Raw genomic sequence first — 23,974 nt, 5'->3', positions numbered from 1 at the left:
ATGTTTAAAGATAGGTATGATGTTATTGTAGTAGGAGCTGGTCACGCAGGAAGCGAGGCAGCAGCGGCAGCAGCAAATATGGGAAGCAGCACTCTGCTTGTGACCATGAATTTGCAGAACATCGCGCAAATGTCATGTAATCCGGCTATGGGCGGCATTGCAAAAGGACAAATTTTAAGAGAGATAGATGCACTAGGAGGATATAGCGGTTTGGTATCTGATACGAGCGCTATACAGTTTAAGATGCTTAACAAGTCAAAAGGACCTGCGATGTGGAGTCCAAGAGTGCAAAGTGACAGAATGCTGTTTTCTCAGCATTGGAGAGAGCGGCTTGAGCAAACCGAGAACTTAGATTTTTATCAGGAAATGGTTTCGGGTCTAATCGTAGAAAATAATGAAATCAAAGGAGTAAAAACTTCTTTGGGTTTAGAGATAAAAGCGAAGACTGTTATTCTTACCAACGGAACATTTCTAAACGGCTTAATACATATTGGAGATAAAAATTTTGGGGGTGGTAGAGCAGGAGAAAGAGCTTCATTTGGAATAACGAAAGAGCTTGAAGACATCGGTTTTGAAGCTGGACGTATGAAAACTGGAACGCCGCCAAGAGTTGACGGAAGATCTCTTGACTTTTCTAAAATGGAGGAACAACCGGGAGATGAAGAACCTTGGAAATTTTCATATTCAAACGAAACCGAACCACTTAAAAAACAAAGAAGCTGTTGGATGAGTTATACTTCTCCAGAAGTGCATAATATTCTAAAAGAAGGATTTGATCGATCTCCAATGTTTAACGGCGCTATTCAAAGTACAGGACCAAGATACTGCCCAAGTATTGAAGATAAGATACACCGGTTTGCAGATAAGGACAGGCATCAAATGTTTGTTGAGCCTGAAGGCTGGAATACCGTAGAATATTACGTCAACGGATTTTCAACTTCTTTACCAGAAGACATTCAATATAAAGCATTGAGGCAGTGTGCTGGATTTGAAAATGTCAAATTCTTTAGACCAGGTTACGCCATTGAATACGATTATTTTCCACCAACACAACTAAGACATACACTTGAAACCAAACTGGTAGACGGTTTATATTTTGCAGGACAAATCAATGGAACCACAGGTTATGAGGAAGCCGCTTCTCAAGGTTTAATGGCAGGAATTAATGCCGCACTGAAAGTTAAGGAAAAAGAGGAATTTACCCTTTCCAGAAGCGAAGCCTATATCGGCGTTTTAATAGATGATCTCATTACAAAAGGAACCGAGGAACCTTACAGAATGTTTACCTCCAGAGCAGAATACCGAACTTTATTAAGACAAGACAACGCTGATTTCAGACTAACCGCTAAATCATTTGATATTGGTTTAGCGAGTCCTCAACGCATGAAGTTGATGGAAGACAAACAGAAAAAATCTGATGCTTTTGTGGAGTTTTTCAAAAATCAGAGTGTCACTACCGATGAAATTAATCCCATCCTGGAAGAAAAAAATTCTTCTAAAGTCGATCAACAGGGAAAGCTATTTAAAATATTTGCCAGACCAAATATCACGATGCAAGACATGCGAAAATTAGAGAGTGTTGAATCGTTTGTAAAAGAACACGATCTTGACAATGAAGTTTTGGAGCAGGTAGAAGTTCAGGTCAAATATGCCGGTTATATAGAGAAAGAAAAACTGAATGCAGATAAACTCAACAGATTGGAAAACATCAAAATACCCGAGCATTTTGATTATTCTCTTTTAAAATCGATGTCGTTTGAAGCCAGAGAAAAACTCACTAAAATAAAACCACGAACTGTTTCTCAAGCTTCACGAGTCAGTGGGGTAAATCCTAGTGATGTATCTGTGCTTTTAGTACATATGGGAAGATAATGTTCCACGTGGAACAATGCGTATGGATTATTCAAAATTGATTATTAAAGACGAAGCTTTTTCAAAAAAAGAGTTTAGTTTAACTACTGATAAAAATGAGGTTCTACAAACAATTCCTAGACCTGAGAATCTATCTGACTATTATAATTTTGGAGGGTATATTTCTCATCAATCAAATAAAAAAACTGTAGTCCACGGCATTTATAACTTGGTAAGAAAGCAAATGTTTAACACCAAATATAAGCTGCTCAGAAGAGGAAGTCAAAATCTAAATTCAGCATTAGACTTTGGTTGCGGTACAGGCGAGTTTGTGGAGTTTCTAAAAGATAAAAATATTGAAGCAGAAGGAGTAGAACCAACATCCAATGCATATCAAAAAACTAAAGAAAAAAATATTGAGGTTTATAAAAACCTAAATAATGTGACGAAATCATATGATGCAATAACTCTGTTCCATGTATTGGAACATGTTGGTAATTATGATCAAACTATGAAACAACTGGTTTCAAAATTAAATTCAAAAGGATTGCTACTCATCGCCGTACCTAATTATAAATCTCATGATGCCAATTATTATAAAGAGAAATGGGCCGCTTGGGATGTACCTAGACACCTCTGGCACTTCGATAGAAAAAATATAAAAGATTTAGCTAATCGGCATAATTTAGAATTAATCAAAATAAGTCCAATGCCATTCGATGCCCTTTATATTTCAATGATTTCAGAATCTTATAGAGGAAATTCTAAAGTCTTTGGTCTTTGGCAAGGAATGATTTCAAATTTGAAAGCTCTGAAAACCAAAGAATACTCTTCGAACCTGTTTTTAATGCAAAAGAAGCTTTAAAATAGATTATTTATCCTTCTAACATACATTTGCATAAGTGAAAAGAAATCTACTCTTAGGATTAAAATAAAAAGCTGAAATTGAATAGCTAAAACTTATTAAAATAAAATAGTCAATCGGTTTTTATGATGTAAATAAAAACTTTGTGCTTAGGCATCTTTTTTTACATTTGTCAAAATTAAATATATCATGAAAAGAATAATTTTAAGCTTAGCTGTAGTTGTAACATTAATGTCTTGTAATCAGGAAAAAACTGCATATGTGGATAACACAGTTTTAATTCAAGACTATTATAAAATGAAATCTACAGAAGCTAGATTTGAGAAAAAAAGTCAGGCATTATCTGATGAATTAGATTCGGTTGCTGGGGAGTTTCAAAAAGAGGTTCAAGAATTTCAGCAAGGAATGGATAGAATGTCTACAGCTAATAGAGAAAAAAGACAAAATGAGCTGATGCAAAAGCAACAAATGCTTCAACAACGCCAGCAACAAAAAAGTCAAATGCTAAGACAAGAAAGTGATCAAGCGATTGATTCTTTAATTAGTGAAGTAAAAGATTTGGTAGCTAAATATGGAGAAGAAAGAGGTTATGCGTATATTTTTGGATCTAATGAATCCGCAAACATCATGTATGCTAAAGAAGGTTTAGACATTACTGAAGATGTTCTAGAGGAGTTGAACAAGACTCAGGACAAAAAAAATGAAACGGAAGAAACTACTGAAAAATAAATTAGTTAATTCCTATAGTTTGTAAATAAAAGCCAACTTAAGAGTTGGCTTTTATTTTTTATGTAAAAACCGAGTTAGTTGGAAGGAGAGATCAGAAAAAATCATTTTAGCATTTCCATTTCTTTCTATATGGAAAATGGCTTCCTCGAGCACATCAAATATCTCAGTTATATTAGAGCCTGAAATAAATTCAGAAAACTTTTCAAACTTAAAGTTGCTATCGTAAGGTGACAAATAAACAAGTTGTTTGGTGCTGTAATTATTTAAAAGAGCCTGGCGAAAAAATAAAATACAGTAATTGAGAAATCGCTTCTGTGTTTCTCTAGTTTCCTTAGCCAAATCTTCTGACCAATCTAAAAGATCGATGACTACATGTTTATTTCCTTTGGCCCGGAAAGCACTTCTAACCCAGGTAATAAACCATTTTTCAAACATCTCATCGTCGGGATTGTGTTCTGCAAGATGCATAGCTTTAGAAAAACTACCATCAGACTGTTGTGATATTTTAAGCGCCTCTTTCTCTGAAATATCAAATTTGGATAATAAACCATCAACCAAATCGGCTTCACCAAGAGGAGGAAAATCAAGTCTCTGACATCTAGATTTTATAGTTTGCAATATATCTTCAGGAGATTCTGTAATTAAAATAAGATAGGTATTGTTTGGTGGTTCTTCAATCAACTTTAACAGCTTATTGGATGCAGCAGTATTCATCTTATCAGCACACCAGAGAATCATAATTTTAGGTCCACCTTCATAAGATTTTAAAGACAATGATTTAACAATATCAGCAGCCTCATCAACATTTATCGAACCTTGTTTTTTTTCAATTCCTATACTTGTATACCAATCATAAAGGGTTTGGTAGGGATTTTCAAGTAAAAAAGTCCTCCAATCGGATATAAAATCCTTTGAAACGGGTTTTTTGGAAGAATTAGTTGTTTTATTGATGGGATAGACAAAATGCAGATCGGGATGAGTGAGTTGATCCATAAGATTATTTATAGAACTTGATCTGCCTTTTGTAGTATGATAAAGCAATAACTCTCTAGCAAAAGCAACGGCCATTGGTAAAGTTCCGGAACCGGTAGATCCCACAAAAAGTTGAGCGTGAGGTACTCTATTATTATGAATACTATTTCGTAAGTGATTTTTAAGGTGACTTAGACCTAAGATGCTATCAAATATCATTTGGCTAAAATAACAAAGCTTAAAGCCTTTTAAAAAATTAATTCATTAATTTTGGAGTTAATTCAGAAAAAAAAGTGATGAAAACAATAAATGATTTCAACTTCAAAAATAAAAAAGCACTAATACGAGTAGACTTTAATGTCCCAATCAATAAAGAATTTGAGGTAGCCGATAAAAGTAGAATTGAAGGAGCAAAACCAACAATTATTAAAATTCTAGAAGACGGTGGAAGCGCCATATTGATGTCTCACTTAGGAAGACCAGAAGGCGAAGAAGAAAAGTATTCCTTAAAACATGTGCAGTCTGCAGTATCTGACGTGCTAGGAGTTAAAGTAAAATTTGTTGAGGATTGCATAGGCAAGAAGGCAGAGGAGGCAGCTGAAGCTTTGAAACCAGGTGAAATTTTATTACTTGAAAACCTAAGATTTTATTCTGAGGAGAAGAAAGGGAATAGTGAATTTGCAGAAAAGCTTTCAAAACTTGGAGATATCTATGTAAACGATGCTTTTGGAACAGCTCACAGAGCTCACGCTTCTACAACAGTAGTTGCTAAGTTTTTTGAAGACAAAGCTATGGGATATTTGCTTCAGAAAGAAATAGAAAGTTTGGACAAAGTATTAAATTCAAGTGAGAAGCCAGTTACTGCAGTACTTGGTGGAGCAAAAGTATCTTCCAAAATAACTGTGATAGAAAACATTTTACCTAAAGTAGATCATCTTATTATTGGTGGTGGAATGGCATTTACCTTTATAAAAGCACAAGGAGGTGAAATAGGAGAGTCTCTTGTAGAAGATGATTTGCAAGAAATGGCACTAGACATTTTAAAAAAAGCAAAAGATCAAAATGTTCAAATACATCTACCAGTTGATAGTGTTGTGACCCAAGAATTTGACAACGATTCTGAAACCAAAATAGAAGATATCAAAAACATTTCTGAGGGTTGGATGGGACTAGATGCTGGCCCACAGTCCAGAGAAAATTTTGCCAAAGTTATCCAAGATTCAAAAATCATTCTATGGAATGGACCATTAGGAGTTTTTGAAATGGACACGTTTTCTAAAGGAACCATTGCACTTGCAGAAGCTATTGCAAAAGCAACGGAAAAAGGAGCTTTTTCGCTAGTTGGAGGTGGTGACAGTGTTTCAGCTGCAAAGAAATTCGGTTTCGATACTAAAGTAAGTTATGTCTCTACTGGAGGTGGGGCAATGCTAGAGATGCTAGAAGGAAAAAGCCTTCCAGGTATTGAGGCTTTAAAATAAAAACACAAGTTTTTTAATTTCAAAAGCAATACCTTTAAGAAGAGGTATTGCTTTTTATTTTTTACAAATGAATTTAAAGTCGTTTACTTATCCCAAGAAAAATAAACTAAAATCTAGAAAACTGATTAAAAAGGTTTTCGAAGAAGGGATTACAATAAAATCCTACCCTGTCTTGATTCGTTATATAGAAATTGATGATGAAAGTAACAAGGTGGGTGTAAGTGTTTCTAAACGAAATTTTAAAAAGGCGGTAGATCGAATACGCATCAAAAGACAGTTGCGTGAAGCTTATCGGTTGAATAAAGGTGAATTAACAAATTCTGGAAGCAAATTTGCAGTCATGATTCTTTTTATAGGTAAGAAGGAAATATCTACTGAAAAACTTCTTGATACTATAAAAAAGCTTTTAAAAGAGATAAAATGAAAAAAGTGAAACTATTAGTGCTAACAATCATTGTGGCTTTAACTAGCTTTGGATTTACAACCTATAAAAATGATTTTTTTGAAATCGCTAAGCAGATTGAAATCTTCACCAACTTATATAAAGAAATCAACATGAATTATGTGGATGAAGTGAATCCAGCAGAACTCATGAATACGGCAATTGAAGCCATGATAAATGATTTAGATCCTTACACCGTCTATTGGGATGAGCAGCAAATTCAAAATGCGAGAATCAGAAATTCTGGTAGTTACACAGGTATAGGTGCTCAGATAACATCTAATCCAGAGTCTATTGTGATCAAAAATTTGATCAAAAATTCACCTGCAGATAAAGCAGGGCTAAAAATTGGAGATAAAATCATACAAATCGGTGATATTCAAGTAAAAGATTATAATGAAGATGCGGGAGAATTGCTAAAGGGAGCTCCAGATACTGAAGTTAATCTAAAACTGAGAAGAAATAATTCAGAAGAAAATATAACTTTAAAGAGAGGTGTTATAAAGGAGAAAGCTGTTCCATATTCAAAGATTATGGAAGGGAATATTGGCTATATCGTATTATCTCAGTTTACAAGAACAGCATCTTCAGAAGTGATTGAAACTTTTCAGAAGCTGAAGAAAGAGGGTGCGACTCAAATCATTTTAGACTTAAGAAATAATCCAGGTGGTTTGCTTTCTGAAGCGGTTAATGTAAGTAATATTTTTATTGAGAAAGGGACTTTAATCACGTTTACAAAATCAGCAATAGAAAAGTACAATCGATCATATACAACTCAAAATAAAGCAATTGATACAGAGATTCCAGTTGCAGTTTTGATCAATGAAAATTCCGCTTCGGCAAGTGAAATTGTATCAGGAAGTATACAAGATTTGGATAGAGGTATTGTAATTGGGAGCAGAAGTTACGGAAAAGGATTGGTGCAACGTCCAAAAAAACTCAACTACGGCACACAGGCTAAAATCACCATTTCCAGATATTTCACACCAAGTGGAAGATGCATACAGGCACTAGATTATCTGGATGGAGAAAGCATCAGAAAAGAGGAAAGTGAATATACAGAGTTCAAGACAAAAAACGGAAGAAGTGTTTATGATGGAGGTGGTATAAAACCAGATCTTGAAGTGGATGTCGAAAAGGAAAGTAAATTGATAAAAGCCTTGATTGAAGAGAATTTAATCTTTGATTTTTCTGTGAATTATGTCAATCAACATAAAGAACTAAGCACTGAAAATTTCAAATTAAACCAAACACTGATTGATGATTTTAAAAAGTTTATCACTAAAAAGGGATTCAAATTTAAATCTGAAACCGATAAAAAAATTAAAGAATTAAAAGCTATTGCTTCTTCTGAAGATTATCTGAGTTCCATTCAAACTTCACTGAATGATCTTCAGAAACAATTAGATAAAGAGAAAGAAAAAGCTTTTGAAAACGAAACGGAGACTTTACAAAAATTGATTACTGAACATGTATTGAGAAAACTTGGTTATGATGCTGCTGTCTATAATTATTACACCGAAGAAGGCGAGGTGATTAAACAAGCTATTGCTATACTAAATAATGAAAGTGATTACAGAGATATTTTAGGATATGAATAAAGTAGAACTAAAAGGTCATATTGCCAAAGAAATTGAAAGACTAAAAAAGAATGCCTCAATATATAGAGAACTTACTTGGCCTATTTTGCTTTAAAATGTTATTAGAAAAGTAGACAGAATGTATGCCGTAAACACTAAAAGTGTACTGGGAAATGCCTTGAGAAAAGCATAAAAAGATATAAACTCATGGAAATGACCGATAAAAATTGATGATAAAACTTCGGAATATGCAGAAAATAGCATTCTCTACAACTTATTGTTTATAAGACCAGAAAGTGGACTTGATGTAAATTTTGCGAGTTAATGTCTTTCTAACCTCATTCCAATATGAGGAATACCGTCTTCTAGATAACCTTCACCAGAAATCACGAATCCATGGCTTTCGTAAAACTTAATTAAATACTGCTGAGCAGAAATTTTAATCATCGATTTAGGGTAAGTTTTTAAAGAAAATGAAATGCTAGCTTTCATTAATTCATGACCCAATTTCTGACTTCTATACGTTTCTTTAACAATCACTCTACCTATGCTTAGTTCATCAAAATAAGCGCCTGGAGGTAAAATTCTGGAATAAGCAACTAAGATGTCTTTATCATAAAACAGAACATGAAAAGCTTTATCATCATGACCATCGATATCTTGATACACACAATCTTGTTCTACAACAAAGACTTCAGATCTTAATTGAAGTATATCGTACATCTGTTGAGTAGAAAGTTCAGAAAAAGGTAAAATTTGTGGAGCCATTAGTCTTGTACTATAATGTTTTTATTATCAGATTTATTGAATTCTGGTTGAATAGTGATATGGTTGATTCCGTAATCTTTAAGTAAAATGCCTTCAATTTCAACAAGAAGTTTATCAAACTTTGATAAAGTAATATCTTCTTCAAAATCGATTTCTGCTTCAAGATGAAGTTCAAATTCATTCAATTGCCAAATATGTACATGATGCATGTTTTTAACAAGCGGTAAGGAGTTTATTTTAGTAACGATAGACTCTATATCAATATCACTTGGAGTATAAAGCATTAATACTTGAAAGGAATTTTTAAAAAGCTTGATACCAACAAAAATAAGATACACAGCAATTGCAAAAGTTAAAACACTATCTATCCAATAAACGCTGTAAAACTTCATCAGTAAACCGCCAGCAAGTACAGCAACGGAAGCCATCATATCTGTCAGCAAATGAAAATAAGCAGAAGCTAAATTCATATTACTTTTTCTGTCTTTTAAAAGAAGTAAAACACTTAAACCATTACCTACGATAGCAAGAGCCGAAAGCCAAATGACTAAGTCAGAATTTATGGTTCTCGGGTTCAGAAAATGAACAATAGATTCTTTTATAAGAATAATCGCTATAATTATTAAACTAGCCGAATTCACAAATGCAGCCATAATTTCGGCACGCTTGTAACCGAATGTCTTATCGGAGGTTGCACTTTTAGCTGAAAATTTTGAAGCTACATAACTTATAATAAGTGAAACTACATCTGTAAAATTGTGAAGTGCATCAGAAAGTAAAGCTAAACTTCCGCTCACAAAGCCTCCAATTACCTGAGAGACTGTAATGACTATATTAAGTATTATAGAAAAAAATAAATTCTTCTGTGAGTTATCGTGTGATTGAGAGGGACGCAAAATAAACTATTTTTGAGCTATTTTTTCTACTCTTCTTTCATGACGACCACCTTCAAAAGGTGTATCTAAGAAAACTTTTACAAATTCTAAAGCATCTTCTACACTTACAAATCTTGCAGGTATGCTTAAAACATTAGCATTGTTATGTTGTTTGGCTAGCGCAACAAGTTCTGTATTCCAACATAAAGCAGATCTTACGCCCTGGTGCTTATTTGCAGTCATATTGGCACCGTTTCCACTTCCACAAATTATAATTCCTAAATCAGATTTGCCATTTTCAATATCATCTGCTACTGGGTGAACAAAATCTGGATAATCTACACTTTCATCTGAATCTGTTCCATGATTGATTATCTCAATAGATTGAGATTTTAGGTAGTTTTGTATTGCAAATTTATAGTCAGTTCCAGCGTGATCATTTCCAATCGAAATCGTCATTATATATAATTTAAAGGTTGAAAAAACAAAGTTAAGATTTAATTCACTATTAATATAGTGTGCATGGTATTTATATTAAAATACTGATTTTCAATCTGTTGAATTGTTACATTATTTAATAATCCACAATTGTGGATAACTTTGATTTAAAGCTGACTTTAGAGACTTAAATTTTGTAAAAAGTGTGGATAACTTGAGTAAAAAAAGAAGCTGAATAATTTTGTATTTCAAACTAAAAATGGAGATAGATAAGAAGTTGAATGAACAAAATTTTTAGGGTATGAATTTCAAAAAAGTTTTGCGCTTACTTTTGAAAGTTTTCAACAAGGAATTGAAAAAAAGTTATTCTAAAAACATTGTGTAAACCAGAATTGTAATTGTGGATAACTTAATTAATGATAATTGATAATCAGACTTTTAAATTAAAAAAAAATGTAACAAGAATTGTGGATAAACTGAGTTAATTATAAATCAAAGTGAAAATCAAAAAAGTTATCCAGTTATACACGAGCAATAATAGTCATCATGTTTAATTTAAATTTTTATAAAAAAAGAATAATAATATTATAGAGTGTGGATAAGTGGAAAAGGATAAAATTTTGAACCTGAATTTTAATGATTGATATTTATTTTAAAAGTACACTTTGAAGGTATAAATGAAATGAATCTAGTTATACAAGAGATTAAGATTTAAATAAATAATTACTTCAATAAACTTTAAACAATATGAAGATGATTTTCAAAATTATAATCTTCTAGAACAGCTTTAGCATCTTTCAGATCCTCTGGATGTACTTTTAAAAAAATTCCCCCTAAAGCATTGGAGTAAAAAGGAATTACACCTATTACAGTTTCATTTTGAAAAAAGAAACGGATATTTTCTTTTTCTAGCAGGAGTTTAAGAACAGTATATTCGTGAGGATAAGTAAATACTGCCAACTTGATGAAGTTGTTCATTTTTTTATTTTAAAAATAAGAAATATAAACAGCTTTGGAACAACTTTATAGTAGTTTTAAAGAATCTTAAAGTAAAATTGATAGATATGATACTGGTTCTTTCAATTCAGTATCAATAGCATAGGTTTGCTGGTTCAGGAAAATATTTATATATAAGTATACAGCAAGAAATCCTATCAAAAAGATAAGTATAAAGACAATAAATATTCTGTTAGGTTTTGACATTGTAATAGATTGATAGACAAATTTATTAAATATTTAACAAAATATATTAATTGCCTCTTAAATAATATAAAATTTAACATCACTAAATTGTTAAAAGACTAGTATAAAGGACTTAACAAAGATTTAGTGTTGCAACTTCGCTTTCCAATTATAATATATTACTTTTAGCGAAGATTATTTTAACAACTTATGAGTAAAAAGAAAAAAGACAAAAAGTCTTTCCAAGCTTCACCCGATCGGGATGGAGGTTTATCAAAAAAAATTCTGGATATATTTAAAAAGCAGCCTGAAAAGAGTGTTGATTTTCATTATGTTCTGGAAAAGCTGAAAATTGAAGATACCAAAACTAGAAATAAAGTCATTCGTCTTTTAGGGCAGTTAACAGCTAAAGGCCAATTGAAAAAAGTAGATGATAAAAAATTTCAGTTTGATGCTGTAGAGGATTTTCACACTGGAATCATTGACATGACCTCTCGCGGAGATGCCTATGTGATGGTAGAAGACATGGAGCAGGACATTTATGTGTCCAACAAGAATTTAAATCATGCGCTGGATGGAGATGAGGTAAAAGTTTATGTCTTCAAAAAACGCGAAAAATCAAAATCTGAAGGTGAAGTCGTTTCCGTGCTTACCAGAAACAAAACAGATTTTGTAGGCGTTTTACACAAGCAGGAGAAGTTTGGATTTGTGGTGGTTGCCAGTTCCAAAATGTACACCGATATTTTTGTCCCTAACGACAAAATGCATGATGCCAAAGATGGCTTGCTGGTAAAAGTAAGACTGCTGCAGTGGAAAGATAAAGACGATTCTCCTAAAGGTGAAATCACAGAAGTTCTTGGTGTGCCCGGAGAACATGAAACCGAGATGCATGCTATTTTAGCTGGTTACGGATTACCCGAGCAATTTCCGCCTGAAGTAGAAGAATTTGCAAATGGCATTGATACCAAAATTCACCAGTCTGAAATCAAGAACAGAAGAGATCTTAGAGATACGCTCACTTTTACGATAGATCCCGCAGATGCCAAAGATTTTGATGATGCCTTAAGCTTCAAAAAAATGGAAAATGGCAATTTCGAAATAGGAATTCATATTGCCGATGTGGCTCACTACGTTCAGCCAGGAACTATTCTGGATGAAGAAGCGTATAATCGGGCCACTTCTATTTATCTAGTCGATAGAGTGGTTCCTATGCTACCAGAAGTGTTATCTAATGGCGCCTGTTCGCTTCGTCCAAACGAAGAGAAGTATACCTTTTCTGCCTTGTTTGAAGTCACTAAAGAAGGAAAAGTAAAAAGCGAATGGTTTGGAAGAACAGTCACTTATTCTGATGCGCGTTTTGCTTACGAAGAAGCCCAGTATATTATCGATTCTGAAGACAAGCACATTCCTGCAGAGGTCTCATTATCCAAAAAAGCTTACGACGTACAGCCAGAACTTGTGGAAGCTGTAACGACTTTGAATACTTTAGCCAAAACCATGCGTAAAAAACGTATGCAGCAGGGGGCAATTTCATTTGATAAAGTGGAAGTCAAATTCCACCTCGATGAGGATAACAACCCACAGGGCGTTTACGTCAAAACCAGTCAGGATGCCAATAAATTGATAGAAGAATTTATGCTTCTGGCCAATAGAAAAGTGTCAGAATTTATAGGAAAAAGAAAGCCACCCAAAACATTTGTCTACCGTTGTCACGACGAGCCACAGGAAGATCGACTGGAAGCCTTAAACACTGTCGTTTCCAAGTTTGGTTACAATCTTAACTTCCAAAACAGAAAAGACGTTGCCAAAACGCTAAACACTCTTTTGGAAGATGTCAAAGGTAAAAAGGAACAAAATCTTGTGGATACATTAACGATTCGTACCATGAGCAAGGCCTATTATTCTACCGAAAATATTGGCCATTATGGTTTAGCCTTCGACTATTACTCGCATTTCACCTCACCAATTAGACGGTACCCCGATGTCATGGCCCATCGTTTATTACAACGTTATCTTGATGAAAAGCCAAGTGCCAGCGAAAGCGAATACGAAGAAAAATGCAAGCATTCCAGCGAGATGGAAAAACTGGCGACCAACGCCGAGCGGGATTCCATCAAGTACATGCAGGTGAAATATATTCAGGACCAGGAAGAAACCGAATACAAAGGGGTTATTTCCGGTGTGACCGACTTTGGTATTTTTATAGAAATTATAGAAAACAAATGCGAAGGTATGGTGAGATTGAAGGATATTTCTGACGATCACTACGACTTTAACGAAGAGCATTATGCCATCATAGGCCGAAAAACCAAGAAGATGTATCAGCTTGGTGACGAAGTCTATGTACGCGTGAAAAAAGCGGATTTAGTCAAAAGAACCATCGATTTTGAACTGCTGGGTTCTGTTGAAGAGGTCGCGATAGAAAGCGAATAAACATAATAAACAGGATTTTAAAGAATCCGTATTTATAAAAAGGCGATTTAATAAAGTTCAAACTTCATTTAATCGCCTTTTTTAGGTTTTTATAACGAATAAAGCGGGTATTGTCACCCTGAACCCGTCTAACTGCGTTTTGCAGGCAGGTTTATTTCAGAATCTATCATTTCTGATTTTGCCTTGGTTAACGTTCATACTTCGCGATACATCTCCTAAAGCCAGAAGTTAGCTTTACGATTCAGTCGGGTGAGTATGAGATCTGAAGCTGAAGTGCTGGCTTAATATGAAACGTATTTACGAGATAAACTTTATAAAAACCTGAGGTTATCCAGTCACGGTTTCAGATAAACATGTATTTTTAGGCAGCCATAACTAGTTAGGCGCAATAAAAAAGAAGAATTAGATAGAATGAGAAATAGCAACGCTTTTCAAATAAAAGAAGAATTAATGGCTTCTTTAGACGCTCTTGATGAAGTACATTCATCAAACGAGCAAAGAGCGTTATTTAAAATAATTGAATATTTTTTTTATAGAGAAAAAATATCTTTTCCTAACAATCTAGAATTTATTGATTCCTATAAAATTGAGTTCAACCCTGAAGTGGAAAAATATTTCCAAAACAAAATTTCTCAAATAGACTTATCTAATCTTTATCTCCCCGAATTTTTTTGTGAGTATTTTAATGCCAAACAGAAGAAGAAATCTCACGGAGAAGTTTTCACTCCAAAAGAAATCATTGACTTAATGATCTGTAGGACTAAGAGCTTTTTCTCTTTAAATGGAGCTGAAATATGTGATTATGCTTCTGGAAATGGTGCAATACTCTACAATCTAATCAATCAACTGAATTCCCCAAAATCTTTAACAGGAATAGACGTTCAGCCGTTCTCTTGTGTCCTAAGTTATGCGAATACAATACTCTCAAAGAACAATAGTGAAATAATTGTCGAAAACTTTGACACAATAATTGATAGAAATCGATTCAACAAAAAATATGATGTTGTTATTAGTAACCCACCCTATATGGGGCAGAAGAATAATCAAAAATTATTTGAGCCTCTAAAAAAGCATCCCTTCTGGTCTCAATTTTACGAATCGAAATCAGATTATCAGTATTTCTTTATAATTCAAGCACTTGAAATCTTAAAACCAACAGGTGTTGCATGCTTAATTACAACTCAGTATTGGTTAGCTGCTACGAAAGGAAATAAATTACGAAAATATATTGTTGACAATGCAGAGATTCTAGAAGTACATGATTTTGGCACGATGAAACTCTTTCCTAATGCGGGTGGTCAAGAAAACATAATCATCTTACTTAAGAAGAAATCTAAACCTAGTAGTAAACAAAAAGAGTTTCCGAGAATACTTTATAATAAAGATTGGATATACGACAATCTTGATTTTTGGTCGAATAAAGACCTTGTCTGTGAAGAAGTTTCTAAAAAAATATTTTCAAGAGATAAATCCAATACAAGATTAGCAACTGTCAATATTGTAAAGTTTACATCTGACGAAATTGGTGGTTCTCCTTGGTATTTGGATAAAACAAGCGAGGATACTAAAACTAAAAATACCAATTCCAAACTCAAAGATTTCTTCAATGTGCAACCCGGCATTCAAACCGGTTCAGATAAAGTGAACAGAAAAAATAAGTTTGTTAAGACCAATTTATCAGAAATAAAGTCTCTTGGGTTCGATATTGGTGATGGTATCTATGTCTTAACAAAGAATGAAGTTGACAGACTTGATTTAACTCAAAAGGAGAAGAAACTTGTAAAACCGTTCTACAAAGTTGGCGAATTGACCTCATTTGGTATTAGCCCAACTAATAAACAGTACCTTCTTGATGCTGAAAGTATAGATGATCTGGATTCTTTCCCAAATATCAATAAACACTTATCTAAGTTCAGAAAGTTACTAGATGTTCGATTTAAAACGTATGCTCTAATTAATAATGAAAAAGAAGGCAAATGGTGGAAGTTTGTAGGAGCTAGACCACATATACCTTATACAGGAGAAAAACTAATTAACCCTTCTCGTTCAAAAGAATCATACTTCTTATACTCTAATTCCAAGTTTTATTCATCTATGGACATATTTTATACATATCCATTAAACGGAGACTCGGGATTTTCGCTGAAATTTCTTTGTGCTTATTTAAACTCTGATATCATTAAAGGTTATTTGAAAAGAAATTGTAAAAAGAAAGGTATCAAATATGAATTGTATAAAGATCCTATTTCTAACATTCCACTACCTGACCCAAAGAAAATGGATCTAAAAAGTCAAAAAATTATAAAGCTGATTGGCGGAGAGTATTCTACGAATAAGAAAAAAAGTTATGACTTTGATAAGGCTTCAAACACGTGGATAAAGGATAGAGGATTATTCGACTACATTTTATCTCTAAATTCAGATCAAATCAATAATAATCGACAAAATACTGATTCTGATAAGATTGAGCAATCTGATATACAATACCTAGATGAGTGTATTTATAAATTGGAATTTCCTAAGAAAAAATATTTGGAAAATACCTTAGCAATTAATTACATCATAAACAAGTTAATAGAAGAACTATTAAGTCTGAACAAAACTGAAAACCATAAATGACCAAAGAAATTCTAAAACAAGCGAGCGATGACTTAATTAAGCTTTTTAGCCGTGCACTGAAAGGCAAGGAGCTCAAAATAACATTTAATTGGGGGGTGTCAGAAAAGACTGTATCGGAAATTGGAGGTAGGTTAATTGAGGACTTCATTCTTGCTTCTTTACCCACTGAACTTGAAATCGAATTAGAACCTTTCTCAGGCACCTTCATAAATTGCAACATACCAAAATCTCAAAGAGCGATGGAAGACATCGGGTTTACTTGGTTAGCCCCTGATGGAAATACTAGTATCGAACTTCTAATTGACGTAAAAGGGCACAACGAAACTAAAACTGGTTCAAGACCAAATTTGGCTTCAATAAGAAAATGTAAAGAGTTTTATAGTAGGCCTGAAAATGAAGAGTTATGGATATTTTATTGTAGATATACTCCGACTGTCGAGAAGGAATCAACTGATACAAATATCTCTTATAAAATTGAAGATGGTTCATTCACTGATAAAGGAATGTTCCTTCTAAAAAGTCTAAGCGACAGAAACATGGATCCTGCAAATATTGGAAGTGGAGGGCAAATTCTGTTTGCTAGAGAGAATAACATTACACTTATTGACCGCGATAGAAAAGGAATGTTAGATTTTTTAGATAGTTTAAGTGATCACCTCGGAAAGCTCAAGGAAGCAAAAAAGAAAAAGAAATAAAGCGCCTAACAATGTGTATAGTGCATAGCACCCTGCGGGATGCTACGACACCATACACAAACCGTTATGTATTTTGCATCTTCATTTAATCAGCCATAACGCCAATGCTCAATGACCAATACGTTGAGGAGTCTCCAGAATTGGAAAGTCAAAGATTAATTCTAAGGGAGTTAAACTTGAAAGACGCTGCAAAGGTCCAAACCATTCTTTCTGATGAACGCGTGATGGTTTATATGGATCAGGAAAGGCACAAGACAGTTCACAGTCTGAAGAGTCTATTTCCGAGAGAATTATTTTTATAACGGAGCGTATTTGGATAGTGAAATTTATTCATTACTCAAATCTGATTTTATAAGTGACTTAAAAAAATAAAGCAAAGATGAGCTAATATAGTAAACTGATAAAGTTAGTTTTCTACTCTGCAAACTTAAGTTAGCTGAAACCGGTCAACATTAAAGCAAACCTATGCACATCAGAGTAAAACTTTTTCTAACAATCACGTGTTTGCTTTTGGTAAGTTAGGCTTTGGACAGGCCAAGGATTCAAAAAACAAGGATATATAAAATGCTTAAAACCATTTTAATTTTTTAATTCATTTCATAGCCCACGATTTAAATCGTGGGCTATGAAAAAGGATATTATTAATTTTAAAACACATAACCCACGGTTTCAACCCTGGGAGAAAAATATAAACAATGCAACTCACCTTCACACCCATAACAAAAAAAGACCAGGAAGAAGTTATCCACATGTTTCAGGCAGCTGCCGATAAAATCAATCGGATGAATATTGATCACTGGCAATACTGGAAGAATCCACCATCAGAAAAAATAAAATGGGTGGAAGAAGGGATTGAAAATAATGAATACTTTTTTGTTCAAAATGCTGATCAGGAAATTATAGGAATGCTTCGTATTCTAGATGAAGACCTGACGTACTGGGGAGAACAAAACGAAAAAGCCAAATACATACATTCGCTGGTGGTGAAGGAGAAATTTAACGGCAAAGGCTTTGGAGCACAGATTTTGGAGAAAGTAGGCAAACAAGCAAAAAAAGAAAATTGCAAGTACTTAAGACTGGATGCCGATTCTAAAAACCCAAAGCTTTGCAACTATTACGAAAAACAAGGATTTAAACAAGTGGGAGCAAAGAAATTAACTATATCTACTTATAACCTTTATCAAAAGGAACTGTTCTAAAATTTACAGATAAAAACTACATTAAAAGAAGTTTTTTATAATTGTAATTTTATTTCATCCAATAATATTTGACTTTACAAAAGACAAAAACATTTATTCAAATTAGAGTACTTCAGGTAAAATTTAATTTGCTTCAGCTAACATTATTCAGAAAAAACAAAATCGATATAATCATCGGTGACCATGTATTGATGATTTTTTAGTAAATTGATATACATTTTTTTAAAAAAGTAGCCAATCAGGATTAAATTCAAATCAGGACTTCTATGGAAAAATTATATGTACTAGTTATTTTTATGTTTTCATTTTTCCTGGGTTTCTCACAAGAAAATGACAGTATTAGCAAACCTATTTTTTCTATAAATGATTCTAAGCTTTTTGAAAATATAACTATCGGATTCGATATGCGTACTGAGTTTCAGGCTTACACCTTCAGAGGTGGTGATCAATATTACAACGGTGTTCAGTTCGAAAATGGATTTACAGCCCTAAGGATTTCAGGAAAATTACATGAAAGAGTTGATTTTACATTCAGAAATCGTTTTAATAGTACTTCAGAAGTTCAATCTCTAGATCGTCTCAGTAATGATATCCAGTTTGCTTATTTGAAAGTAAAAGCTACTGAAAAGCTTGATCTTTATATTGGAAAAATGTTTGCGTTTTATGGAGGTTATGAATATGAGTTCAGTCCGTTATATATTTTAGAATTCAACGATATTTATAGCAATGCTTTAGCTTTTGTGACAGGAGCTGGGCTTTCTTATCAAGCTTATGACAATCATCAATTGCGGTTTCAGGTTTTAAATTCGCGTACACTACTTTACGAAGATCTTTATGGTGATGTCGTTGCAGAAAATATCGAAGAACCTATTTGGCCAGTCAATGTGGTTGCCAATTGGCGAGGAAAATTCTTTGATGGTAAATTTGAAACCAATTATAGCGCAAGCTATAGTAATGAAGTCAAAAATAGAGGAACCTATTTTTTCACCTTAGGTCATAAATATCAAACTAAAGATTTCACTTTGATGTATGACTTTCAATACAGTTACGAAGAGATTGATACAAAGGGAATTGTCAACAGCTTACTTGTAGAAAATTAGATTGCAGAAAATGTGTTGTATATAGAAAATTGGCTAAGAGCAGAATACAATTTCAGTCCAAAATTTAAAGGATTACTCACACTTATGACGAGCACGGCTTACAACAATTTCACAACCAGTAGTGATCACGTAAGAACCAGTTATGGTGCGATACCAACTTTAGCATACAGTCCGTTTAAAGATTTAGATCTCCAGTTTTTCTTAGCCTATGTCGGCAGATATTACGATTATTCAAATTACGCTAAAAACAATTTTAACGTAGGCAGCTATAATAGAAACGAACTAAAAATTGGTATTATCGCTCCGCTAAATTTATTGTAATATGCCTGAGTGCTAGAACAAATTGTTGAGGTCAAAAAAAGTTAAGAATTTCATCACAATTTTTTATTACCTGAAAACCAAATCTATTTCCCTCAAACCAACTTCTCAATTACAAAGGCATTCCCATTAAAAGATATTTCATCACCTACCTGTTTGCCCATCAACAATCGCCCTACTGGCGTACCTGGAGAAATGGCATACACCGTTTTGTCGTCAGCTTTTAGCGCCCCAAGGCTTACACTTATAAAATAATGCGCTTTGGATGTCAACACCAGGCTCCCCAATCCCACTTTGCCAGGTCTTTCTTCGGTATTGATTTTAGAAAGAATGTTTTTTAATTTTTCGATTTCAGCCAATTGGTGTCCGGCTTTTTCCCGTTCCAGCTGAAGCATCGCCCTGCCGGTTTCATGCTTATCGCCAGCACTGCTTTTGGTCTCCGAAAGCAGACTGTTTTGGATATCGGCGATATGGTTTTGAATACTCGACCACCGCTTATCTACAAGTTTTACACACTGCTGATGTAAGTCTTTTTTGAGGCTCATGATTAGGTTTTAGCTTTATGCAAGAAGAGGATAAATATAAGCTAGTCTTTAGAACATTGGAATTAAGTTGTAAGAAGAAATAATATAAATCTTCATTGCAGTTAAAGTGAGTCATGCTTCAAATTTTAAACGGATGTAGTTGGGGCTTTTTAACATTATTTCATTTTTTAAAAATTTATAATTAAATTATAGACTCATTAAAACACAAAAACCATGAAAAATTTACTAACTAAAAACGTATTTATGTTCTTCTGGAGTCTAATGGCTTTTCTTGTTATCGCCTGTAACAGCAATCCCGTAGACAGCGAAGAGTATAAGGCAATGGTGACAGAACATGAGGAAATGAAGGGAACGCATGAGTTCATGAAGGAAACCTATGAAAAAATGGATGACTTGCGTGAAGAAATGAAAGAGGAGTCCGACCAATTATCAGATAGGCCAGAGATGGATAGCCTCCATTCAGCCATGCGTGAAAAACATATAAATATCCAGGAGGAGCATTATCAGATCATCCAAACTCATGAAGGTCTGCTTCAGAAGCATGAAGAAATGATAGAGAAACATGCCAGTGGAGATGTGGATAGCGAAACCTTAGAATTTGAAGTTGAGACCATGAAAAAAGAACATGAACAAATGAATAAGGACCACGAAAAAATGAAAAAAGAACATGAAATGTTACGAAATGAACATGATCAGATGATGGAGATGCATTCTTCAGCTATGGAAGAAATGTAAATACTTCTTAGAATCGATTTATAAAAAGGCATGTTGACGCATGTCTTTTTTAGTTTACAGGATTTTAAAAATTATTTATTCTGAATTTGCCACTGCTCAATTTAAACCTCCTCGATACATTGCTTAAAGCTTTATAGTTGGCCTGAACCACCAAAACGATAGAGATACATAGGTAGAGGTAGAATAAAGCTGTGATGAGCAGTTTAAAAGAATTTGAATAATATGTTGAATTCTTTCAATTCAAAAGTTTATAGTATAGCTTTTAATCAATTAGATAGCTAACTAAAATTATATTTTAAGACTCTACCAAATTATTGAGAGCATCGATTTTAAATGATTAATATATAATGTGAATTCTCTGTTTAAATAAGAATTATCGTAGTTTTATAGAAACTTAATCCTAAAAATTTGACGCATTATTTAGCTAATATTTTTAATTTCTAAATAATACTCATCACTAACCAAAATCTAAACCATAACCTATTATGAAACTAGAGAAAATCTTAGATAGACTTAATTCTATCGATAAGAACAATTTCATTAAAGTGATAGATAATATCATATCACAAAATCCAAAAAATGCAAAAGCAATAGATAAGATTTTAAGCTCAGCAGATAGAGGGCTAAAATCAGTTGACAACCAAAATGTGTCTAAGGTTTTTTCATTAACGGAAGATGAATTTTATGAATACTTAAAGTCTGAATTTCAAGACACTTCAAACCAGTTAGATATTTTAATTGACATTTTAATTCGTGATGGTAATTGCATAATAAAACAAGACTGGTTTTCCAGACTTTATTAAGCAGAATTAAAAAATATTAAAACAAATATTAAAAAAAACAATGAAGAGCTCAGAAAAGAGAAATCAGAAATTTCTGAAGAGAGAAAAAGAGATTATAAAATTTATAAAGCTTGCCTAACAACTGCATATGAGAATGATTTAGAAAATAATAGAGAAGCTAAAATCACCTCAGACGAATTATCAATAATACTTACTCTTTCTGACGAATTAGACCTTTCACAAGAAGAAATTAAGTTGATAAATTATTCAATCCTCCCTGTCAAAAAGTTAGATATTATAGAAGTAATTAATAATCTTAAAAATATTGGGGTTGTATTTTATTCAAAAAAAGAGAATACAATTTTTGTTGCTGATGAGATGGTTCGTCTAATTAGAAAGCTTAGAAAAAAAGAAGTAGCGGATAAGTTTCTAAGAAGGACTTTAAGACTATTACGTGAACCAGTAATCAATCAAATTGCTAGAAAACATAATATTGATAGAAATCTAAGTTACTTAGATAAGATTGAGGAAATTATAAATGAAGGGGTTTCTTTTAGAGGACTTTTAATGAATGATATTCATAAGAAGGATTCAAATTTAACTGAGAAGAAAAGAGCTCTAAACGAATTATGTGAAAAGAAATTAAACATAGATAATTTAAAAGGGAGTACGCTAGGCGAGAAAATAGAAAGTTTAATCACATATTTCGATAATGTTGAAAAAGATGAAAATATAAACATTTCTCTCGACGGCTTTGAGAAAATGCTTAACGAGTTGAACGAATCGCTTCCAAACTTAAATAAAGAAATAAAATCAAAATTTGAAATACAAGATGAATTTGTATTAAAAGCAGATTTGCTGTTAGATTATAATATAAAACCAAGAGATATCTTGGACTTGGTTCCTAAGGAAGATTTCAAAAAGTTTATTTTGGAGAATGGTATTAAGCAAAGAGGAGATAATATTTTAAACACTTTAGAACATTATAAAGATGCAGAAAATCTTTATTTAGAAAATTATGAAAAAGTAGCCTACAGGAATTTAAATACACTAAAAGAAAATGGGATTTCAGTTAAGGAAAGCGAACTTGGAATTAAATTCGAAGAGCTGACTAAAAAGATTTTTATAGAATTAGGATTTAATGTTGATGAGGAATTAAGAAAGAAACTAAACACTAGAAAAGATCTAATAGATATACTGCTTCACTTAGAAAACGGAGACGTAATTATTGTAGAATGCAAAACAAGTAAAGAAAAAGGATACAATAAATTTAGTTCAGTTTCTAGACAATTAAAATCCTACAAAAGTGTCACAGAAAAGAATGATATCCGCGTATCAAAAATCTTATTAATTGCTCCAGAATTCAGTGATGACTTCATCACAGATTGTGAGATGAATACTGAATTAAATCTTTCTTTGATTACAGCATCAGCACTTTCCAAAATATTTGATGCGTTTAAAACCTCAAAATACAAGCAATTTCCTCACGTGTTATTCAGGGATGTATTAATCAATGAAGATAGAATTATTAAAGCCTTAACGAAGTAAATTTTTTTACTTCTTATAAAATTTAAATCAATAATCTATCAATAATTCTTGTTCTATAAAAAGAGTTTGGATGAATAGCATTAAAAATGGTTATAAAAATAACTTTTTTCAAAACCACAATGACAAACTAAATGCCGTATAAAAGTCGATCAAAAGTCGTTATTAATTTTAAGCTAGCTGACTACATTTGGAGTAAACTTTAAAGCTTTTAAAATGAATTTAATTGGAAAAAAAATTAGTGAAACTCGAAAACTAAAAGGGCTTACTCAAGAAGAATTAGCCGAACAATCCAACATCAACTTAAGGACTATCCAGCGGATTGAGAATAGCGAAAGTGAACCAAGAGGAAAAACCTTACAGCTCATCTGTAATACACTTCAAATAGACCTGGAAGAATTAATAAGCATAGATCCAGCATTAAAAGGAAATAGCATAACAACTAAGATCATAAATGGACTTTTTCTTCTAATCCTAAATTTGATACTTGTAGCAATTATAGGCTTTATGACTTTAGACACTAATGCTAACACTAACAGTGTTTTTGGAGGAGTTTTGCTAAGCTTATTTATCCCATTTTTTATTGTTGTTTTTACTCGCGAAATGCCTGGCGCAGAACGTGTCCTCAAATTTGGTTTTGGGTATATCAGTTATTTAGTCTTAGTTACCATCTTTCACGGCTTCCCAACAGGCTTTTCAACAGGTTTATTTCCCTGTTTATTGATAAGCTTGTCGATTTTATATTTTGGTTCAGAATTTATTAAAATTCCGCAGCAAACTGATTGAATAGATTTATTTTTAAAACTTTGACCGATCATAAATT

23 protein-coding genes are annotated in these 23,974 nt (G+C 33.0%); 17 read left to right on the top strand and 6 right to left on the bottom strand.

The window, feature by feature from the left end; all coding sequences use genetic code 11:
• From mnmG to ACFQ0R_RS04465, 3 genes are all read left to right on the top strand, one after another.
• On the top strand, nt 1-1,872 hold the full coding sequence (gene mnmG, locus ACFQ0R_RS04475) for a tRNA uridine-5-carboxymethylaminomethyl(34) synthesis enzyme MnmG (protein WP_379657177.1): 1,872 nt from the start codon (nt 1-3) through the stop codon (nt 1,870-1,872).
• Nucleotides 1,873-1,894: 22 nt separating this feature from the next.
• Nucleotides 1,895-2,716: a class I SAM-dependent methyltransferase gene (locus ACFQ0R_RS04470; RefSeq protein ID WP_379657176.1), complete on the top strand. Its 822-nt coding sequence runs from the start codon at nt 1,895-1,897 to the stop codon at nt 2,714-2,716.
• Between the two features lie 189 nt (nt 2,717-2,905).
• A complete protein-coding gene (locus ACFQ0R_RS04465; protein WP_379657175.1) occupies nt 2,906-3,445 on the top strand; it encodes an OmpH family outer membrane protein in 540 nt (179 codons plus the stop codon).
• Nucleotides 3,446-3,496: 51 nt separating this feature from the next.
• Here ACFQ0R_RS04465 and ACFQ0R_RS04460 read toward each other — a convergent pair whose 3' ends face one another.
• A complete protein-coding gene (locus tag ACFQ0R_RS04460; RefSeq protein WP_379657174.1) occupies nt 3,497-4,636 on the bottom strand; it encodes a DNA polymerase III subunit in 1,140 nt (379 codons plus the stop codon).
• 77 nt (nt 4,637-4,713) lie between these two features.
• Here ACFQ0R_RS04460 and ACFQ0R_RS04455 point away from each other — a divergent pair, with 77 nt between their 5' ends.
• From ACFQ0R_RS04455 to ACFQ0R_RS04445, 3 genes are all read left to right on the top strand, one after another.
• The gene (locus ACFQ0R_RS04455) at nt 4,714-5,895 is read left to right on the top strand and encodes a phosphoglycerate kinase (RefSeq protein WP_379657173.1); all 1,182 of its coding nucleotides are present in this window, start codon (nt 4,714-4,716) and stop codon (nt 5,893-5,895) included.
• 67 nt (nt 5,896-5,962) lie between these two features.
• Complete coding sequence (gene rnpA / locus ACFQ0R_RS04450; RefSeq protein WP_379657172.1) at nt 5,963-6,319, top strand: ribonuclease P protein component; 357 nt, start codon at nt 5,963-5,965, stop codon at nt 6,317-6,319.
• Nucleotides 6,316-7,938 (top strand): S41 family peptidase, encoded by a 1,623-nt coding sequence (locus ACFQ0R_RS04445; protein WP_379657171.1) that lies wholly within the window; start codon nt 6,316-6,318, stop codon nt 7,936-7,938. The genes rnpA and ACFQ0R_RS04445 overlap by 4 nt, the downstream gene beginning before the upstream one ends.
• A 300-nt stretch (nt 7,939-8,238) precedes the next feature.
• On the opposite strand, the gene ACFQ0R_RS04440 is transcribed toward ACFQ0R_RS04445, so the two are convergent.
• The 4 genes from ACFQ0R_RS04440 to ACFQ0R_RS04425 all read right to left on the bottom strand — a co-directional run bounded on the left by ACFQ0R_RS04440 (nt 8,239) and on the right by ACFQ0R_RS04425 (nt 10,976).
• Nucleotides 8,239-8,685, bottom strand: a complete 447-nt coding sequence (locus ACFQ0R_RS04440) for a GNAT family N-acetyltransferase (protein ID WP_379657170.1) — start codon at nt 8,683-8,685, stop codon at nt 8,239-8,241.
• Complete coding sequence (locus tag ACFQ0R_RS04435; RefSeq protein WP_379657169.1) at nt 8,685-9,581, bottom strand: cation diffusion facilitator family transporter; 897 nt, start codon at nt 9,579-9,581, stop codon at nt 8,685-8,687. Before ACFQ0R_RS04435 ends, ACFQ0R_RS04440 begins: the two co-directional genes overlap by 1 nt.
• A gap of 6 nt (nt 9,582-9,587) precedes the next feature.
• Nucleotides 9,588-10,019 (bottom strand): ribose 5-phosphate isomerase B, encoded by a 432-nt coding sequence (rpiB, locus tag ACFQ0R_RS04430; protein WP_379657168.1) that lies wholly within the window; start codon nt 10,017-10,019, stop codon nt 9,588-9,590.
• Nucleotides 10,020-10,736: 717 nt separating this feature from the next.
• A complete protein-coding gene (locus ACFQ0R_RS04425; RefSeq protein WP_379657167.1) occupies nt 10,737-10,976 on the bottom strand; it encodes a DUF2007 domain-containing protein in 240 nt (79 codons plus the stop codon).
• Nucleotides 10,977-11,390: 414 nt separating this feature from the next.
• On the opposite strand from ACFQ0R_RS04425, the gene rnr reads away from it, so the two are divergent.
• The 7 genes from rnr to ACFQ0R_RS04390 all read left to right on the top strand — a co-directional run bounded on the left by rnr (nt 11,391) and on the right by ACFQ0R_RS04390 (nt 19,547).
• Nucleotides 11,391-13,613 carry a ribonuclease R gene (gene rnr / locus ACFQ0R_RS04420; protein WP_379657166.1) on the top strand — a complete coding sequence of 741 codons (2,223 nt, stop codon included), beginning with the start codon at nt 11,391-11,393 and terminating at the stop codon, nt 13,611-13,613.
• Nucleotides 13,614-14,024: 411 nt separating this feature from the next.
• Nucleotides 14,025-16,232 (top strand): N-6 DNA methylase, encoded by a 2,208-nt coding sequence (locus tag ACFQ0R_RS04415; RefSeq protein WP_379657165.1) that lies wholly within the window; start codon nt 14,025-14,027, stop codon nt 16,230-16,232.
• Nucleotides 16,229-16,927: a hypothetical protein gene (locus ACFQ0R_RS04410; protein ID WP_379657164.1), complete on the top strand. Its 699-nt coding sequence runs from the start codon at nt 16,229-16,231 to the stop codon at nt 16,925-16,927. Before ACFQ0R_RS04415 ends, ACFQ0R_RS04410 begins: the two co-directional genes overlap by 4 nt.
• Nucleotides 16,928-17,031: 104 nt before the next feature.
• Complete coding sequence (locus ACFQ0R_RS04405; protein ID WP_379657163.1) at nt 17,032-17,229, top strand: hypothetical protein; 198 nt, start codon at nt 17,032-17,034, stop codon at nt 17,227-17,229.
• A gap of 393 nt (nt 17,230-17,622) precedes the next feature.
• Nucleotides 17,623-18,126: a GNAT family N-acetyltransferase gene (locus ACFQ0R_RS04400; protein ID WP_379657162.1), complete on the top strand. Its 504-nt coding sequence runs from the start codon at nt 17,623-17,625 to the stop codon at nt 18,124-18,126.
• A gap of 266 nt (nt 18,127-18,392) precedes the next feature.
• Nucleotides 18,393-19,226, top strand: a complete 834-nt coding sequence (locus tag ACFQ0R_RS04395) for a porin (RefSeq protein ID WP_379657161.1) — start codon at nt 18,393-18,395, stop codon at nt 19,224-19,226.
• A 12-nt stretch (nt 19,227-19,238) separates the two neighbouring features.
• Nucleotides 19,239-19,547: a hypothetical protein gene (locus ACFQ0R_RS04390; RefSeq protein ID WP_379657160.1), complete on the top strand. Its 309-nt coding sequence runs from the start codon at nt 19,239-19,241 to the stop codon at nt 19,545-19,547.
• Between the two features lie 92 nt (nt 19,548-19,639).
• Here ACFQ0R_RS04390 and ACFQ0R_RS04385 read toward each other — a convergent pair whose 3' ends face one another.
• On the bottom strand, nt 19,640-20,089 hold the full coding sequence (locus tag ACFQ0R_RS04385) for a hypothetical protein (protein WP_379657159.1): 450 nt from the start codon (nt 20,087-20,089) through the stop codon (nt 19,640-19,642).
• Between the two features lie 243 nt (nt 20,090-20,332).
• On the opposite strand from ACFQ0R_RS04385, the gene ACFQ0R_RS04380 reads away from it, so the two are divergent.
• From ACFQ0R_RS04380 to ACFQ0R_RS04365, 4 genes are all read left to right on the top strand, one after another.
• Nucleotides 20,333-20,824, top strand: a complete 492-nt coding sequence (locus tag ACFQ0R_RS04380) for a hypothetical protein (RefSeq protein ID WP_379657158.1) — start codon at nt 20,333-20,335, stop codon at nt 20,822-20,824.
• A gap of 485 nt (nt 20,825-21,309) precedes the next feature.
• Nucleotides 21,310-21,627, top strand: a complete 318-nt coding sequence (locus ACFQ0R_RS04375; RefSeq protein ID WP_379657157.1) for a hypothetical protein — start codon at nt 21,310-21,312, stop codon at nt 21,625-21,627.
• Between the two features lie 234 nt (nt 21,628-21,861).
• Entirely contained in the window at nt 21,862-23,154 is a 1,293-nt protein-coding gene (locus ACFQ0R_RS04370; RefSeq protein ID WP_379657156.1) for a hypothetical protein, read from the top strand.
• Between the two features lie 213 nt (nt 23,155-23,367).
• A complete protein-coding gene (locus tag ACFQ0R_RS04365) occupies nt 23,368-23,937 on the top strand; it encodes a helix-turn-helix domain-containing protein (protein ID WP_379657155.1) in 570 nt (189 codons plus the stop codon).
• Nucleotides 23,938-23,974 lie beyond the last annotated feature (37 nt).

This window comes from Psychroflexus salinarum (genome assembly GCF_042677225.1).
Taxonomy (GTDB): Bacteria; Bacteroidota; Bacteroidia; order Flavobacteriales; family Flavobacteriaceae; genus Psychroflexus; species Psychroflexus salinarum.
The sequence above is the reverse complement of the archived record's forward strand: the minus strand, read 5'-3'. Positions and strand labels throughout refer to the sequence as shown.

Coding starts and splice junctions, on each gene's coding strand:
- mnmG (WP_379657177.1), top strand. CDS start 1: ATGTTTAAAGATAGGTATGATGTTATTGTAGTAGGAGCTGGTCACGCA.
- ACFQ0R_RS04470 (WP_379657176.1), top strand. CDS start 1,895: ATGGATTATTCAAAATTGATTATTAAAGACGAAGCTTTTTCAAAAAAA.
- ACFQ0R_RS04465 (WP_379657175.1), top strand. CDS start 2,906: ATGAAAAGAATAATTTTAAGCTTAGCTGTAGTTGTAACATTAATGTCT.
- ACFQ0R_RS04460 (WP_379657174.1), bottom strand. CDS start 4,636: ATGATATTTGATAGCATCTTAGGTCTAAGTCACCTTAAAAATCACTTA.
- ACFQ0R_RS04455 (WP_379657173.1), top strand. CDS start 4,714: ATGAAAACAATAAATGATTTCAACTTCAAAAATAAAAAAGCACTAATA.
- rnpA (WP_379657172.1), top strand. CDS start 5,963: ATGAATTTAAAGTCGTTTACTTATCCCAAGAAAAATAAACTAAAATCT.
- ACFQ0R_RS04445 (WP_379657171.1), top strand. CDS start 6,316: ATGAAAAAAGTGAAACTATTAGTGCTAACAATCATTGTGGCTTTAACT.
- ACFQ0R_RS04440 (WP_379657170.1), bottom strand. CDS start 8,685: ATGGCTCCACAAATTTTACCTTTTTCTGAACTTTCTACTCAACAGATG.
- rpiB (WP_379657168.1), bottom strand. CDS start 10,019: ATGACGATTTCGATTGGAAATGATCACGCTGGAACTGACTATAAATTT.
- ACFQ0R_RS04425 (WP_379657167.1), bottom strand. CDS start 10,976: ATGAACAACTTCATCAAGTTGGCAGTATTTACTTATCCTCACGAATAT.
- rnr (WP_379657166.1), top strand. CDS start 11,391: ATGAGTAAAAAGAAAAAAGACAAAAAGTCTTTCCAAGCTTCACCCGAT.
- ACFQ0R_RS04415 (WP_379657165.1), top strand. CDS start 14,025: ATGAGAAATAGCAACGCTTTTCAAATAAAAGAAGAATTAATGGCTTCT.
- ACFQ0R_RS04410 (WP_379657164.1), top strand. CDS start 16,229: ATGACCAAAGAAATTCTAAAACAAGCGAGCGATGACTTAATTAAGCTT.
- ACFQ0R_RS04405 (WP_379657163.1), top strand. CDS start 17,032: ATGCTCAATGACCAATACGTTGAGGAGTCTCCAGAATTGGAAAGTCAA.
- ACFQ0R_RS04400 (WP_379657162.1), top strand. CDS start 17,623: ATGCAACTCACCTTCACACCCATAACAAAAAAAGACCAGGAAGAAGTT.
- ACFQ0R_RS04395 (WP_379657161.1), top strand. CDS start 18,393: ATGGAAAAATTATATGTACTAGTTATTTTTATGTTTTCATTTTTCCTG.
- ACFQ0R_RS04385 (WP_379657159.1), bottom strand. CDS start 20,089: ATGAGCCTCAAAAAAGACTTACATCAGCAGTGTGTAAAACTTGTAGAT.
- ACFQ0R_RS04380 (WP_379657158.1), top strand. CDS start 20,333: ATGTTCTTCTGGAGTCTAATGGCTTTTCTTGTTATCGCCTGTAACAGC.
- ACFQ0R_RS04375 (WP_379657157.1), top strand. CDS start 21,310: ATGAAACTAGAGAAAATCTTAGATAGACTTAATTCTATCGATAAGAAC.
- ACFQ0R_RS04365 (WP_379657155.1), top strand. CDS start 23,368: ATGAATTTAATTGGAAAAAAAATTAGTGAAACTCGAAAACTAAAAGGG.